The organism is Ruegeria sp. R8_1, from assembly GCF_017743815.1.
Taxonomy (GTDB): domain Bacteria; phylum Pseudomonadota; class Alphaproteobacteria; order Rhodobacterales; family Rhodobacteraceae; genus Ruegeria; species Ruegeria lacuscaerulensis_A.
On sequence record NZ_JAGHRL010000001.1, the window covers coordinates 88,448 to 103,737 of the forward strand.

The window sequence follows — 15,290 nt, forward strand, 5'->3', positions numbered from 1 at the left end:
TCGTTGCGAGGGGATATGCGCTTCGCAAGGTAGCAGTTACACTGACTTTCGGTGCGACTTAGAGACAACCACAAATGATCGAAATCCGTGACCTGCAACTCCTCAGCGCCCTTGCGCGGCACCAGCATTTTGCCAAGGCGGCCGAGGAATGCGGGATTTCGCAGCCCGCCTTTTCCATGCGCATCCGCAATCTTGAGGATCGGCTTGGCGTCTCGATCGTGCGCCGGGCCAACCGGTTTCAGGGCCTCACCGAAGAGGGCGAGATGATTGTCCAGCGGGCGCGGCGTATTCTGGATGAGACCAAGGCGCTGGAACAGCAGGTGCAGGCGTCCAAGGGCGAGATCACGGGGACGCTGATCCTGGGCGTGATCCCCACCGCGATCGCCTTTACCGGACGTCTGATCAAACGGTTGCAGCAGGCCCACCCGCGCATCCTGTCGCGGATCGAAACCATGTCGGCCACCGCCATTCAGCACCGGTTGGATGAGGGTAGCTTGGATGCGGGTATCACCTATGGCGACAGCATCGGCACCGACCTGCGGCAGGTTCAGCCCCTGTACGAAGAAACTTATGTGCTGCTGGTTCCGGCTCATATGACCGATGAAACCGGGCCGATCCCTTGGGCGCAGGTGGCCGAGTTCCCGATCAGCCTGCTTGAGCCGCAGATGCAGAACCGGCGTATTCTGGACCGGATTTTCGCTGAACAGGGCCTGCACCCGCATGTGGTGGCGGAGACCAGCGGCTTCACCGCTTCGATGGTCATGGCGCGCGAGGGGTTGGCGGCTACGGTTGTTCCCCGAGTGCTGGTGCGGGCATTGGGCGATCTGAAAGGGACGAAAGTGCTGCCTCTGGTCGATCCGATCGTCAGCAAGCCGATCTGTCTGGCCACGCTCAGCCGTGATCCGGAATTGCCAACGGTCGAAGCGCTACGGGCGGTTGTCGCCTCCTTACGGTGATAAGGAGTCGTTATCGTGCGATTGAAATATGCGATTTGACGATATGCTGATCTGATGAGACACGGAGCCTTAATCGGAGGGCATCATGGCACCATTAGATACCAAGCCATCAGGCGCACCCAAGGGCGTCTGGAAGTCAGGTAAAGGCAAAGGGCGGCACACGCCCAAAGGCCGTCAATTCACGGATGAGGCACAGGCCGAGATCGCGCGTTTGCTGGGCGACCGCCCGCGCCGTCGTGATCTGCTGATCGAATTCCTGCATTTGATTCAGGACGAACACGGCCATATCAGCGCCGACCACATCGCCGCTCTGGCGGTCGAGATGCGCATCGGTCAGGCCGAAATCTATGAAACCGCCACTTTCTATGCCCATTTCGATGTGGTGAAAGAGGATGAGACGCCTCCGCCCGCGCTGACGATCCGTGTCTGTGATTCCCTGTCCTGCGAAATGGCCGGAGCTCAGCAGTTGCAAAAGGCGCTTGAGGACGGTCTGGACCCCGCTGAGGTTCGTGTTGTGCGTGCGCCTTGCATGGGGCGTTGCGATACCGCGCCTGTGCTTGAGATCGGTCACAACCATATCGACCACGCGACCCCCGAAAAGGTTCAGGCCGCGATTGCTGCCGATGATACGCATGCGCATCTGCCCGACTATGAAACCTTTGCGGTTTATGAAGCAAACGGCGGTTATGCCAAGCTGAAAGAGCTGCGCGCGGGCGGCGATTGGGAACAAGTGCAGGAAGACATCCTGTCCTCGGGCCTGCGCGGTCTGGGCGGTGCTGGCTTCCCGTCGGGCAAGAAATGGGGCTTTGTTCGCATGAACGAAGGCACCCGCTATCTGGCCGTGAACGGGGACGAGGGCGAGCCCGGCACGTTCAAAGACCGCTACTATCTGGAGCGCACGCCGCATGTCTTCCTTGAAGGCATGCTGATCGCCGCATGGGCGGTCGAGGCCGAGACCTGCTTTATCTACATGCGCGACGAATACCCGGCGGTGCTGGAAATTCTGCGCCGTGAGATTACCGCGCTGGAACAGGCCGGGATTGTTGAACCCGGCTATATCGATCTGCGCCGGGGGGCCGGTGCGTATATCTGCGGTGAAGAATCCGCGATGATCGAATCCATCGAAGGCAAAAAGGGTCTGCCGCGTCACCGTCCTCCGTTCGTGGCGCAGGTCGGGGTCTTTAACCGTCCGACGCTCGTGCACAATGTTGAGACGCTGTATTGGGTCACCAAGGTGTGTCGCGAGGGGCCGGAATGCCTCAACAGCACCGAAAAGAACGGCCGCAAGGGCCTGCGCAGCTATTCGGTTTCGGGTCGCGTTGCGAAACCGGGAGTCTATCTGCTGCCTGCCGGGTCGACCATTTTGGACGTGATCGAAGCCGCCGGGGGGATGGTCGAAGGTCAGACCTTCAAGGCGTATCAGCCGGGCGGCCCATCATCGGGCCTGTTGCCCGCATCGATGGACGACATCCCGCTGGATTTCGACACGCTGCAGCCGCATGGCACCTTTATCGGCTCGGCTGCTGTGGTGGTTCTGTCCGATCAGGACACCGCCCGCGACGCGGCGCTGAATATGCTGCGCTTCTTTGAAGACGAAAGCTGCGGTCAGTGTACGCCCTGTCGTGCTGGCTGCGAAAAGGCGGTCAAGCTGATGCAGGCCGACAAGTGGGACCAAGACCTGCTGGAGGACCTGTGCCAGGTCATGGGCGATGCCTCGATCTGCGGTCTGGGGCAGGCGGCCCCGAACCCGATCCGCCTGGTCATGAAACACTTCGCTGACGAAATCTGAGGGGAGACAGAGCCATGCTAGATGCAAGCCCGAACAAGACCGTCACCTTCAACCTGAACGGCGAAGATGTCACCGTGCCCGAGGGCTGGACCATCTGGGAAGCCGCCAAGGGGCAGGGGTTCACCATTCCACACCTGTGCCACAAGCCACAGCCGGGCTACAAACCCGACGGCAACTGCCGCGCCTGTATGGTCGAGGTGGAAGGCGAGCGGACTCTGGTCGCCTCGTGCATCCGTCCTGCAGCGGACGGTATGGTGGTGAAAACCGACAGTGACCGTGCCGAGAAATCGCGCGCCATGGTCATGGAATTGCTGGTCGCTGACCAGCCGGAGGAGGCACATGACGCGTCCAGCCACTTCTGGGACATGGCCAAGCTGAATGATGTCAGCGACAGTCGTTTCCCGGCGAAAGAGGCCGAGAAAATCCCGCTGCTGGATGACAGCCACGTTGCGATGCGCGTCAATCTGGACGCCTGCATCAACTGCAACCTCTGCGTCCGGGCCTGCCGCGACGTTCAGGTGAATGACGTGATCGGCATGGCCGGTCGCGGCCATACCGCGCAGGTGGTGTTCGACCAGAACGATCCGATGGGCGATTCAACCTGTGTGGCCTGTGGTGAATGCGTTCAAGCCTGCCCAACCGGCGCGCTGATGCCTGCCACTGTGCTGGACGACCAGCAGAAGGGTGACAGCAAAGACTATGACTCTGAGACCGAAAGCGTCTGCCCGTTCTGCGGAGTGGGCTGTAAAGTTTCGCTGAAGGTCAAGGACGGCAAGGTTAAGTATGTCGAAGGCATCAACGGCCCCGCTAACGAAGGCCGCCTGTGCGTCAAAGGCCGGTTCGGCTTTGACTACATCCACCACCCGCACCGTCTGACCAAGCCGCTGATCCGGCGCGAGGATGCGCCTGCCAAGGGCTTGAATGTCGATCCTTCGAACCTGTCGACCCATTTCCGCGAAGCGACCTGGGAAGAGGCGATGGATCTGGCCGCGACCAAGCTGAAGGAACTGCGCGACGATGATCCGCGCAATGTCGCGGGTTTTGGCTCGGCCAAGTGCACGAATGAAGAAGCTTATCTGTTCCAGAAGTTCATCCGTCAGGGCTTCCGCCACAACAACGTCGACCACTGCACCCGTCTGTGCCACGCGTCGTCGGTGGCCGCGCTGATTGAAAACGTTGGATCGGGTGCGGTTACGGCTGCGTTCAACGACATCAAAGACGCGGATGTGGCGATCATCATCGGGGCCAACCCGATCGAGAACCACCCGGTTGCCGCGACCTATTTCAAGCAGTTTACCAAACGCGGTGGCAAGCTGATCGTAATGGACCCGCGCGGTGTCGGGATGCGCAAGTTCGCCGATGAAATGCTGCAGTTCCGACCGGGAGCGGATGTGTCGATGCTGAACGCGATCATGAACGTGATCGTTGAAGAGGAACTCTATGACAGCCAGTACATCCATCGGTGGACCGAGAACTGGGAGGCTGAAAAAGAACACCTCCGCCAGTTCACGCCCGAAGCGATGGCTCCGATCTGCGGTATTGAACCGGATCAGATCCGCCGGGTGGCCCGTACCTTTGCACAGGCCAAGGCCGGCCTGATCTTCTGGGGCATGGGGGTCAGTCAGCATATCCATGGAACGGACAACTCGCGTTGTCTGATCAGCCTCGCGCTGATGACCGGGAATGTTGGTAAACCGGGCGCGGGTCTGCACCCGTTGCGTGGTCAGAACAACGTTCAGGGCGCCTCGGATGCGGGTCTGATCCCGATGTTCCTGCCGGACTACAAAACGGTCACAGACGACAACATCCGGGCGAAGTTCGCCGATGTTTGGGGATCAGAGGATTTCTCGAACGAAAAGGGCCTGACGGTCACCGAAATCATCGACCAGATTTACGCCGGAAACATCAAGGGCATGTATATTCTGGGCGAAAATCCGGCCATGTCTGACCCGGACGTGAACCATGCCCGCGCAGCGCTGGCAAAGCTGGACCTGATGATCGTTCAGGACATCTTCCTGACCGAGACGGCAAACTACGCCGATATCATTCTGCCGGCCTCGGCGCTGTATGAAAAGAACGGCACCGTGTCGAATACCAACCGTCAGGTGCAGCGTGTGCGCCCGGCAGTCGCGCCTCCGGGTGAGGCGCGTGAAGACTGGGCGATCACTGTGGAATTGGCGCAGCGCATTGGTCTCAACTGGGATTACACGGATGTGTCTCAGGTCTTTGCTGAGATGAAGCTGACCATGGAGTCGCTGGACAACATCACGTGGGAACGTCTGGAAAACGAGACGATCACCTATCCGTCCCTGTCCGAAACCGATCCGGGTCAGTCCATCGTGTTCGGTGACGGATTTCCCCGTGCGGATGGTAAAGCCAAATTCACGCCCGCCAGCGTCATCCCGCCGGATGAGGCCCCGGATGCTGAATATCCGATGATAGCCACAACAGGGCGGCAGCTGGAACATTGGCATACCGGGTCGATGACCCGCCGGTCCAACGTTCTGGATGCGGTTGAGCCCGAGGCGAACTGTTCGATGAACCCGCGGACCCTCAAACTGATGGGGATTGAGCCGGGTGAGACGATCCGCCTGACCACCCGTCGTGGCTCGATCGAGATCATGGTACGAGCGGACCGGGCGATTGCCGAGGATATGGTGTTCATTCCGTTTGCCTATGTTGAGGCAGCAGCGAATATCCTGACCAACTCGGCCATCGACCCTTATGGCAAGATCCCCGAGTTCAAGTTCTCGGCCATCAGGGTTGAAAAGATAGAAGACGCTATCGCGGCGGAATAAATCAACAAGGGCGGCCCAAGTGGCCGCCTTTTTCTTTCCTTGACAGAAGGTTAGATGCGGCCAAACCTGTCACCGCTTTTGGTGGTGGAGGGTTCCATGGCGCGCCGCTTTGTCGATTTGTCCGTTCCGCTGGAAACCGGGATCATATCCGACCCGCCGATCATGCTGCCTGAAATCGAATACTTGACCCATGATCAGACTGCAGAACAGGTCATGTCTTTCTTTCCCGGCCTGAAGAAGGACGATCTACCGGGCGGTGAGGGCTGGGCCATAGAACGTTTGCAGATCGCGACCCATAACGGCACTCATCTGGATGCGCCGTACCATCATCACTCGACCATGAACCGAGGAGAACGCGCGATCACGATCGACGAGGTGCCGCTGGAATGGTGCATGAATCCCGGTGTGAAACTGGATTTCCGCCATTTTGATGATGGCTATGTGGTGACGGCCGCAGATGTTGAAGCTGAATTGAAACGCATCGGCCATACGTTGCGGCCATTGGACATTGTGGTCGTCAACACGTCCGCAGGCACGCGTTATGGGCAACCTGATTACCTGATGAAAGGTTGCGGCATGGGCCGCGCAGCAACGCTGTATCTGACCGAGCGCGGTGTGCGCGTCACCGGCACCGACGCCTGGAGCTGGGATGCCCCTTTTGCCCTGACCGCTCAGGAATACGCCGAGACACAGGATGCCTCAATTGTTTGGGAAGGCCACCGTGCTTCGATAGACATTGGGTATTGCCACATGGAAAAACTGACCAATCTGGAAAGCCTGCCGCCGACCGGTTTCGAAATCTCGTGTTTTCCGTTCAAGATCAAAGGCGCTTCGGCGGGATTCACGCGCGCCGTCGCCATATTCGAGGCTGATGCAGATGACTGAACCATTGGGCGGGCATGATGGCCCCTATGACGCACCTGTCGAAATTCACGGATTCAAGGTGCTGCCGGAATGGATCGACTATAATGGCCACATGAATGTGGGCTATTACGGAGTGGCATTCGATATGGCGCTGGAACGGTTGATGGTTGATCATCTGGGACTGGGCGAAGTTCAGGTCAGCGCGTTGGGGCAGGGACCTTACGTCCTGCAATCGCAAATGTCGTTCCTGCGCGAAGTTCTCGAAGGTCAGTCGTTGACCTTTCACATTCGCATGTTGGATGCCGATCACAAACGGGGGCATTATTTTGCCCAGATGCTTTCGGCTTCAGGCGAGGTGTGCGCTACACAAGAAGCGCTTTTCATGAATGTCAGCCATACAACAGGTCGATCTGTTGCGTATCCAGATTGGGCTGCAGCCCGGTTGGCGCGGATGGCGCGTGATCATGCGGGGCTTGAGCCGGCGCCTCAGATCGGTCAACCTATTGCGATCCGGCGTCAGTAATCGCGTTCAAAGAACACACCCAGCCCAGTCTCGCCCCGGCCATCGACAGTGCCCCGGACGGTGAAGTTATCGGTGACGTCAAGGTTCAGGTTCACTTCGGTATCGCCTTCTGTGTTGACGGTGAAATCGGTGTAGAGGTTATCGCTCAGGTAAGCGCCCGCGCCCAAGCGTCCCGCTCCGCCTTCAGTCGCGCCTATATCGACCGTGTCTACCCCTGTGCTGTCACGCAGCCCCTTGGTGGCATCACCACCTGCGCCGCTAAGTTGTGCCAGCGACGCCGCCATCTGGGCAATCACAAAGGGCGACAGTTCCGAAAACCGGTTGCCGAACAACAACATGGCCAGAGCCTCTTCGGCGGGGCGTTCCGGGTCAGAGAATACGTCGACTTCGGGTGAATCCAGCGGCCCGGCGATTTCGATCGTAGCAGTACCGTCCGAGGTGCTGGTCGAAGATTCGAACTCGATATACGGTGTGAGGTCGCCTTGTAGCGTTACAATACCTTTGGTCAGCGCCAATCGACGCCCCAGAATATCAAAGTTACCGCGGATCAATTCTATCTGCCCTGACGGGATGACGGATGATGTGGTCCCGCCGATAAACAGCCGCCCACCCAGTTCCGCGTTCACGCCGCGACCGCGCACAAAGACCTCTTTCGGGGCCAGCAATGCGATATCCAACGCAATGCGCGAGTCGCTTTGTGTGGTCTCTTCGTCCTTGACCAGACCGGCGCGTTGCCGTGTCAGCAGTTCTGCAGCACTTTCACCAACATGCTGGATGTCGGGGATCGCCGCCGCCCCTACCGCGCCAGAGGCGGCTGCTAGGTTGATGTTTGTTTCAACGAACTCGATCTGCCCTGAAACCGAGCTGTTTCCTGCCAACGCTCCGGTCATGGCAATTTGTCCAGCCAGTGTGGTCTCATACAAAAGCTGGTCCGTCAGAACCAGGTTATTCAAAGTCGTTACGACATTCGCGTTGAAGGGCGGGGTAAGATCAACCGGCCCAGCGACCGAGAACGAACCGCCGGCGCGGGTGCCGCCGGAAATGGAAACCGTTGCTCGGCTTTGCGACAGATCGACTGACCCGCTGATGCCAGTGATTGTTTGCCCGGCGCCCGGAATGGCCAGCGATGTGCCAGAGGTGGTGATCGACCCGCTAAGGGCATCAAGCGCTGGCTTGCCCTTAAGAGTAACGTCATACCGGGCGGTTCCGTCGATTTTATTGGGTGAAATGAACAGGTTGGCAATTCCTATGTTCACACCGCCCACGGCCTTCAGATCCGCTTCACCCGTGCTTTCGTCAAACGTACCCGAAACGTCGCTGTTGATCTGCGCGGGGCCTTCGGCGCTGGTGTCGATGGTCCAGATGCCACTTTTGCGTTGCGCAGTTCCCGTGGCAGCGATTGTGCCGGGGAAGTCGGGTGCAAATCGTTCAATGCGATTGAACTTGGCGTCAAATTCCACAGCTGCGTCGCCGTCTGTTTCGACTGTCCCTTTGAGATTGGCATAAGAACTGTCAGGCCCGCTTAAATTTGCAGTTCCTTCCAACCCGGTCCGAGTTGGTGCCACGTTGCCTTCCAAAGTCAGGGGGCCAGACAGAGTCCGGGTCACACGGGCGACGTCGTCCAGTGTCACCGAGTAATCCAGCCCTCCGGCCTCGCGCGAGACCTTGCCCGAAGCCTTTGCCGAGATTGCCGTTCCTGTCAGTCGGAACGTGCGAACATCCAGACCCTCGTCGCCATTTTCAGCGTCTATTGTCAGGGTTGTACGCCCCTCAATCAGTTTGTCGAGCACCTCGATCCCGGCTCGAATGTTGTTGGCGTCCACGTTCCCTTGAACGTCAAAAGCGCGCGTGGCGAGGTCGCCGCTGCCCTTTAGGTTGGCATTCACTGATCCGGCCAGATCTTGGCCGGCCAATCCCGAAAAAACCGACAGATCTGGCACGGTCAAGCGCGCCTGACCCTGGCCCGAGGGCTCTTCGGTCGGGTCATTTATCATGGCCTGAACCTGCGCGCTCAGGGCTTGGGCGTTGATTGTGGCGCTTCGTATATCAATGACATCTGCGGTCCGTGCACCATCCCACTGGATTGTGGTCTGACCGGTCAACAGGGGATCAATATCCGCCATGCCCGTTCGTATGTTCCGACCGACGACATTGGCGGTGCCGTCAAACTCCAACGTTTGTACTGTCCCCGTGCCGCTGACTTCTGCCCGTAAAGAGCCCCCCAGCTCACGCTGCGCCAAGCCCGAGAACACCGACAAGTCCGCCGCATTTACCCGCGCTTGCCCGTCGATGGTCAGATTGCCATCGGGTGTGGTCACATCGCCGCTTGCCTGAGCCTGCGCAGCTTCGCTGTTCAGATCGAAGGCGCGGATGGTAATGCCGTCTGAATCACGTTTGGCATCCAGCGTGATCGTCGTTTCGCCAGTGATGACCGGGTCGATATCGTCGCGCCCGGTAGACAGGTCGCTGCCCTCGACAGCCAGCTTGCCGTCAAAGCTGCCTTCCAGTGGCGATCCCGACCCCTCAATTCTGGCCGAGACCCGCCCCCCAAGGTCCATCTGTGCGAGGTCCGAAAATCGGGCCAAGTCAGACGCTTCGAGCGTAGCTGAACCGTCCACGTTCAAACCGCTGTTCAGGCCATCGACCAAAGCATCCAGCGCAAGCGTGTAATCCGATCCGACCAGTTCGAACCCCGATAGGTTCAGAGACTGATCACTGCCATAGTCAAACTGGCCGTCCAGCGTGATGCGTTGGCCGATGGCCGAGTTCAAAGCAGGATCAGTCAAATCAACACCGGTGACGCTGGCTTGCAGGTCACCACTTACTGACAGGGTTTCGGCCTGATCCAGAACTCCTTGCGCCGTAATCCGGGCGTTTTGCAGGTTGGCTTGAGGGGATTTAAAGCCGTTCGCCGTCAGGCTCAGGTCCCAAAGGTTGCCGTTTTTCTGATCGAAAAGTGCGGAAATCTGTGCGGCCTGAAGGGATGTATCCCCGCCCGCCACAGGCAGGATCACAGCCTGACCGTCTGGAGGCGTGATACGTCCCTGCAAAGCCGCAAGTGCCAGTGTTCCACCTTGGGCCAGTTGCAACTCGCCCTTCAAGTCCAACGCTTGCGTGGTCAGTTCCAGGTCTGAGACATCCAGCGCCCCTTCGGGTTTGGTTTGGCCGTTTACGAAAAGTCGTGTCTGGGTGCCAAAGAACGGATCGATATCGGATGATAGAAATGGGGTCAGATCACCACTGAGGTCGGTGGTAAACGCAATGCCCTCTGACGCGCCCTCGGTGGCCGCGCGCAGGCGAACCTGACCGGTCACGCGTTGCTGGTTGTCGCTGCTCAGGCCGATATCGGCGGTGAAATCCGTCAGCGGGCCGGACCCTTTGGCGGATAATCCGATAGGTGGGCTGTCGGGAATGTTCAGGGCGGTAGAAATCAGACCGCCGGATGCCTCGGTCACATTCAGATCAAGGGTGATCTCGCTAGTGGCGTTCTGGAACCCGGCGGTCAGAGTGATTTCGTCGCCCGCGCGGTCCAGCCGGGTGATATCGAGATTGGTGTCCAACGTTCCGTCGGCAAGGGAAAGATTGCCGGTAACCGACAGGTCTGCGGCCACGCCTATCAACGGCTTGGCCAGGGAAATCTCGTCTATACGAATTTCGCCGATCTCGATGGAAACGGGCAGTTCGGGAAGTTGAAATGGCTGAGTTTCGGCAGAAGGTGCAGGTTCGTCCGGTGCAGTTGTCGTGCCGGGCGCGCGGGCGATGTCGATTTCCTGCGCAGTCAGCGCATTAACCGAGAATCTGCCTCGGATCAGCGCCAGGCGGTTCCAGTCCAGCTGCGCATCCTTGATGGTCAACCAGACGCCTTCATCATCCGCGACTGTGATTTCCTCGATGGTGGCGCGCGCGCTCAGAGCGCCCTGAAGACCCTTGACCGTGACGTTCTGATTGTCACCTGACAGCGTATCCTGCAGGAAATTCTCAAGCATACTGCCACCGCTGTCTTCCTGCGCGGCCAGAGGAGGCGCATACAGGACCAGCGTGGCGGTCAGGACTGTATATGAATATCGCCGTATCAAAATGCCTGTCCGATCCCGATATAGAATTGCAGACCATTCCCTGTGTCGCCCTGAACGGGAACGGCGAGGTCCAAGCGCAAGGGTCCAAAGCCGCCCAGATCGTATCTGACGCCTAGACCTGCGCCAGAATGGGACGCTGCGGCGCTGGTAACGAATGAGGACGAATCCACCACGCCGTAATCATAGAACCCGACCAGCGATATCGCATCGTTTATCTTGCCCCTGACTTCTCCGGAGAGTCCAAGGAAGGATTTGCCGCCGGCAATTTCGTCTCCGACCGGAATGCCGAGGCTTTCGAACGGTTGCCCGCGTACAGTGCCGGCACCACCGGAATAGAACAGAAAATCCGGGGTGACTGCATTCAGTGACGGCCCCACGACGGAACCCGCTTGCACCCGCCCAGCTAGTACAATGCGCCCGCCAGTTCCCAGGCTGGTATAGGTGCGCGCGTCAGCAAAGAACCTGATGCCGGTCTCAGTTTCTGAAATTCCCAGAAAGGGCATGATCTGTGCGTCCAGATAAAACCCTTTCGTCGCACTGACCTTGCTGTCGCGCTGATCCCACTCGGTGCGGGTGGGGACAATAAAGTATCGGAACTTGCGCCCATCGCCGAACGCGTCATCCGCGTCGGACCATTGAAACCCGGCCGAGGCTTCGGCATATAGCCGATCCGAGAAAGTACGTCGCGCACCATACGCCAGCGATGTTAAAGTAACGTTGTAATTGTCGGTGTTGCGGCGTTCCAGCAGGGCGTTCCAGAACGTGTTGTCATCCGGTCCCAGCCGATCTGGCTGGTCCAGTCGAAGACCGATGCGCCCGTCCAGATCCTCAGCGCCGCCGATATTGCGCAGCGCTGCTTCGAACCGCAGCCGTTCTGCCCGCCGAAACACGTTGCGATGGGTCCAGGTTGCCGTCAGATCGATCCCATCCCGAGAGGCAATTTCGAATCCGAAAGTCAGGCGGCGTTTGGGCAGATCTTCGAAATAGGCGTCGAAATCCAGCGTGCCATCAGGGTTCGGGGTCTCGCGTTCTTCAAGGGCGACAACGTTAAAAGTTCCGGTCCTGCGCAGACGGGTCCCGACCTTTTGGATGTCCTCGGGGGAATAAACCTTGCCCTCTGGGAAGCCCGCGATCTTTTCGATCGACGAGTGTTTCACATCCGTATCGCCCGAGATGATCATTTTCCCGAACGTCAAACGCGGCCCCGGAGCCAGATCAATCTGAGCGTCCAACTGGGCCTGCGCGTGTCGGGCGATGACTCTTTGACCTTGAATATCGGCTTTGGCGTGGCCTGCATTGCGCCAGCCTTGGACCCCTGCGGAACCGGCGCGCTGGATCGCCCCGGTGGTGGCCAGTTCGCCGATCGCGAATTCCTCGGGCAGGACGGTCTGTGGGGCCAAAGGCTGTACGGTCGCTTCACCAAAACGGAATTTAGGTCCGGTCTGCACGGTGATGGCAGCGCGGTTGATCTGCGTCGGTACGCTCAGGGAACTCAGTTCAGCCGCTTCCTGACCGTCCAGCTTGATGCTGACGACCGGGCTGAAATACCCCTCGTCGTACAGAATCTGAACAATGGTCCGATAATCCGACAACGCGGCCGATAAGATTTCCAGTGGCGTGTCCAGCCCGCGCGATTCGGCGGTGGTAACGGATGAGGTCTCTTCAAGACGCTCGATCAGAGCTTTGGGCGCACCCGGAGCGGTCAGAGTTGTCTCTAGCGCAAATAGCGAAGTGGGCAGAACCGCAGCCAGCAGGCCAAACAGGCAAGTTCTCACACAAGCGCGCGGTCCGGTCTTCTGCATCAATTGGCCTCAACTGCCCCAAGTTGAAATCATTTTTCGCCGTCTGGGAAGAAGCGGCGCGTCATGACATTCATGTTAGAGCATTCATCGCCGGTCAGGGGGAAAAATAATCGAAACAGACCAGAAATTAGCGGGTTGTGTGATCAGAGAGCCGCTGGATCAGGACCCGACACTGCGGAACCAGCGAATGATGGTTTCGCGATCTTCGGGTTCCATATAAGTGACGTTGGCCGGAGGCATGGCGTGGCTGACGCCAGCCTGCAAGTAGATTTGCCTGGCGTTGCGGGCAATGTCGCCTTCGGTTTCAAGCAAAACGCCCTTCGGTGCCCATTGGATACCCTCCCAGACCGGTTCGCGCGCGTGGCACATCGAGCATCTTCCCAGAACGATTTCATGTGCCTCCTCAAAACCCTCTGCCGCGGCGAATTTCTGTTCATATCGCGTAAGGGGTTGCGCTTCGGCCTCTTCCACGGGTTTGTACATCGGCGCAGTCGACAGCCACATGATCCCAATGAAAAGTAGCGCTGTGGCCAGCCATGCCCACGTCGGGTTTCCGGCGCGTGCGTGGCGCGTGTTGAAATAGTGCCGGATGGTAACGCCCATCAGGAAAACCAACGCCGCAATGATCCAGTTGTATTGAGTCGCAAAGGCCAGCGGGTAATGGTTGGACAGCATCAGAAACACAACAGGAAGCGTCAGGTAGTTGTTGTGCGTCGACCGCAGCTTGGCGATCTTGCCGTATTTCGGGTCCGGCGTTCGGCCATTCTTCAGATCGTCGACCACGATGCGCTGGTTGGGCATGATGATGAAGAACACATTCGCTGTCATGATCGTTGCCGTGAACGCCCCCAGATGCAGCATCATCGCGCGGCCCGTGAAAATCTGGTTGTAAGCCCAGCCCATCGCCACCAGTAGTGCGAACAACAGCACCATCAGCAGGGTGGGACGCTGCCCCAGCTTGGATTTGCATAAAAAGTCATAGATCAGCCAACCCAAAGTCAGCGAAGCCGCCGAAATCGCAATGCCCTGCCACAGCGCCAGATCGGCCTTTTGCGCATCAATCAGATACAGCTCTCCGCCGACCCAATAGACGATCATCAGCAGTGCCGCACCGCTCAGCCAGGTGGCATAGCTTTCCCATTTGAACCAGGTCAGGTGATCGGGCATCCGCTCGGGCGCGACCAGGTATTTCTGGATGTGATAGAAGCCGCCACCATGCACCTGCCACTCCTCACCATCTGCCGGGCCTGAGATGTCGCGGTTCAGGCCAAGGTCCAGTGCGATGAAGTAAAAAGACGATCCGATCCAGGCAATGGCGGTGATCACGTGCAACCAGCGCACGGCGAATGCCATCCAATCCCAGAACACGGCAAATTCGAACATGTGGGGTCTCTCCGATTGGTTAGGGCCACACTAGGCAAACCGCTTTTTATTCGGTATTCCCGTATATTGCCAAACTGTATCAAAAAAAACGATAAGATGTCCTATCTCGACAATATCCGAACCTTCGTCCGCGTCTATGATTTAGGCAGTATGTCCGCAGCTGGTCGGGATTTGCGCATTTCCCCTGCGGTGACTTCGGCGCGGATATCACAGCTTGAAGATCACCTGGGCGTGCGCCTGTTCCAGCGCACCACACGCAACCTTTCCCCAACCGAGCAGGGCCGGGCGTTCTATCCAGGCGCAGTGGCCGTTCTTGACGCGGTGGATGAAGCCGAGGCGCAGGTGGTGCATCTGACCGAAGCACCGCGCGGGTCGCTTTTCGTTGCTGCTCCGTTAGGAGTGGGGCGGCGATTGTTGGCCCCGCATGTGCCTGATTTCCTGTCAGAATATCCCGAGATTGACGTTCGGCTGCGTTTAACGGATCGTTCGGTTGACCTGACGACCGAAGGCTTGGATCTGGCGTTCTTTATTGGCCAGCCCGAAGACAGCACATTGCGTATCCGCAAGATTGCAGACTGCCCGCGTGTTCTGTGCGCCGCGCCGGAATATGTCTCTCGACGGGGGATGCCGCGCACCGGTGCTGATCTTGTTTCGGACAAACATGAATGCCTGAACCTGCGGTTTCCCGGCGCGACCGAGTTCCAGTGGCTGCTGGAAACGCAAGACGGTCCTCGGCGGTTTGCGGTTTCCGGACGGTTCGAGTGCGATGATGGCGACGTTCTGACGGATTGGGCCTTGTCCGGGCAGGGTATTGCAATGAAACCGGTGTTCGAAGTCGTCGAACACCTGAAAACAGGTCAACTTGTTCCAGTTGCTGTCGAGACGCCCCCGGTCGCGGTGCAAATGGCCTGCCTGTACACGCATAGGCGCCATCAGGACCCGAAGGCACGTCTGTTTATGGATTTTATGATTGCGAGAATTGGTAAGATCGTCAACGCGTTGGGCGAAGGGGGCTGATAGGGGCTCCCGCCACTGTTCGCGCCCTTCGGGCGCTGCACAGTGTTGGGCCCGGCGCTGCGGCATGGCCGCAGCGTGGGAA

Annotated in this window: 9 protein-coding genes; 6 read left to right on the plus strand and 3 right to left on the minus strand. The window is 58.7% G+C overall.

Annotated elements, in window-relative coordinates:
• Positions 1–74: 74 nt before the first annotated feature.
• The 5 genes from J7380_RS00455 to J7380_RS00475 all read left to right on the plus strand — a co-directional run bounded on the left by J7380_RS00455 (position 75) and on the right by J7380_RS00475 (position 6,930).
• On the plus strand, positions 75–956 hold the full coding sequence (locus J7380_RS00455) for a LysR family transcriptional regulator (protein WP_209194001.1): 882 nt from the start codon (positions 75–77) through the stop codon (positions 954–956).
• Between the two features lie 85 nt (positions 957–1,041).
• Positions 1,042–2,745 (plus strand): NAD(P)H-dependent oxidoreductase subunit E, encoded by a 1,704-nt coding sequence (locus tag J7380_RS00460; protein WP_209194002.1) that lies wholly within the window; start codon positions 1,042–1,044, stop codon positions 2,743–2,745.
• 14 nt (positions 2,746–2,759) lie between these two features.
• Positions 2,760–5,543 carry a formate dehydrogenase subunit alpha gene (gene fdhF, locus J7380_RS00465; RefSeq protein ID WP_209194003.1) on the plus strand — a complete coding sequence of 928 codons (2,784 nt, stop codon included), beginning with the start codon at positions 2,760–2,762 and terminating at the stop codon, positions 5,541–5,543.
• A 96-nt stretch (positions 5,544–5,639) separates the two neighbouring features.
• Complete coding sequence (locus J7380_RS00470; protein ID WP_209194004.1) at positions 5,640–6,428, plus strand: cyclase family protein; 789 nt, start codon at positions 5,640–5,642, stop codon at positions 6,426–6,428.
• Positions 6,421–6,930: a thioesterase family protein gene (locus J7380_RS00475; RefSeq protein WP_247742343.1), complete on the plus strand. Its 510-nt coding sequence runs from the start codon at positions 6,421–6,423 to the stop codon at positions 6,928–6,930. The genes J7380_RS00470 and J7380_RS00475 overlap by 8 nt, the downstream gene beginning before the upstream one ends.
• Here the strand turns inward: J7380_RS00475 and J7380_RS00480 are convergent.
• The 3 genes from J7380_RS00480 to J7380_RS00490 form a co-directional block, all read right to left on the minus strand.
• Positions 6,924–11,006 carry a translocation/assembly module TamB domain-containing protein gene (locus tag J7380_RS00480; RefSeq protein ID WP_247742344.1) on the minus strand — a complete coding sequence of 1,361 codons (4,083 nt, stop codon included), beginning with the start codon at positions 11,004–11,006 and terminating at the stop codon, positions 6,924–6,926. The two genes, J7380_RS00475 and J7380_RS00480, sit on opposite strands and share 7 nt — an antisense overlap.
• On the minus strand, positions 11,003–12,808 hold the full coding sequence (locus J7380_RS00485) for a BamA/TamA family outer membrane protein (RefSeq protein WP_209194005.1): 1,806 nt from the start codon (positions 12,806–12,808) through the stop codon (positions 11,003–11,005). The genes J7380_RS00480 and J7380_RS00485 overlap by 4 nt, the downstream gene beginning before the upstream one ends.
• Positions 12,809–12,967: 159 nt before the next feature.
• The gene (locus J7380_RS00490; RefSeq protein WP_209194006.1) at positions 12,968–14,191 is read right to left on the minus strand and encodes a urate hydroxylase PuuD; all 1,224 of its coding nucleotides are present in this window, start codon (positions 14,189–14,191) and stop codon (positions 12,968–12,970) included.
• 96 nt (positions 14,192–14,287) lie between these two features.
• Between J7380_RS00490 and J7380_RS00495 the strand changes: the two genes are divergently transcribed.
• A complete protein-coding gene (locus tag J7380_RS00495) occupies positions 14,288–15,208 on the plus strand; it encodes a LysR family transcriptional regulator (protein WP_209194007.1) in 921 nt (306 codons plus the stop codon).
• Positions 15,209–15,290 lie beyond the last annotated feature (82 nt).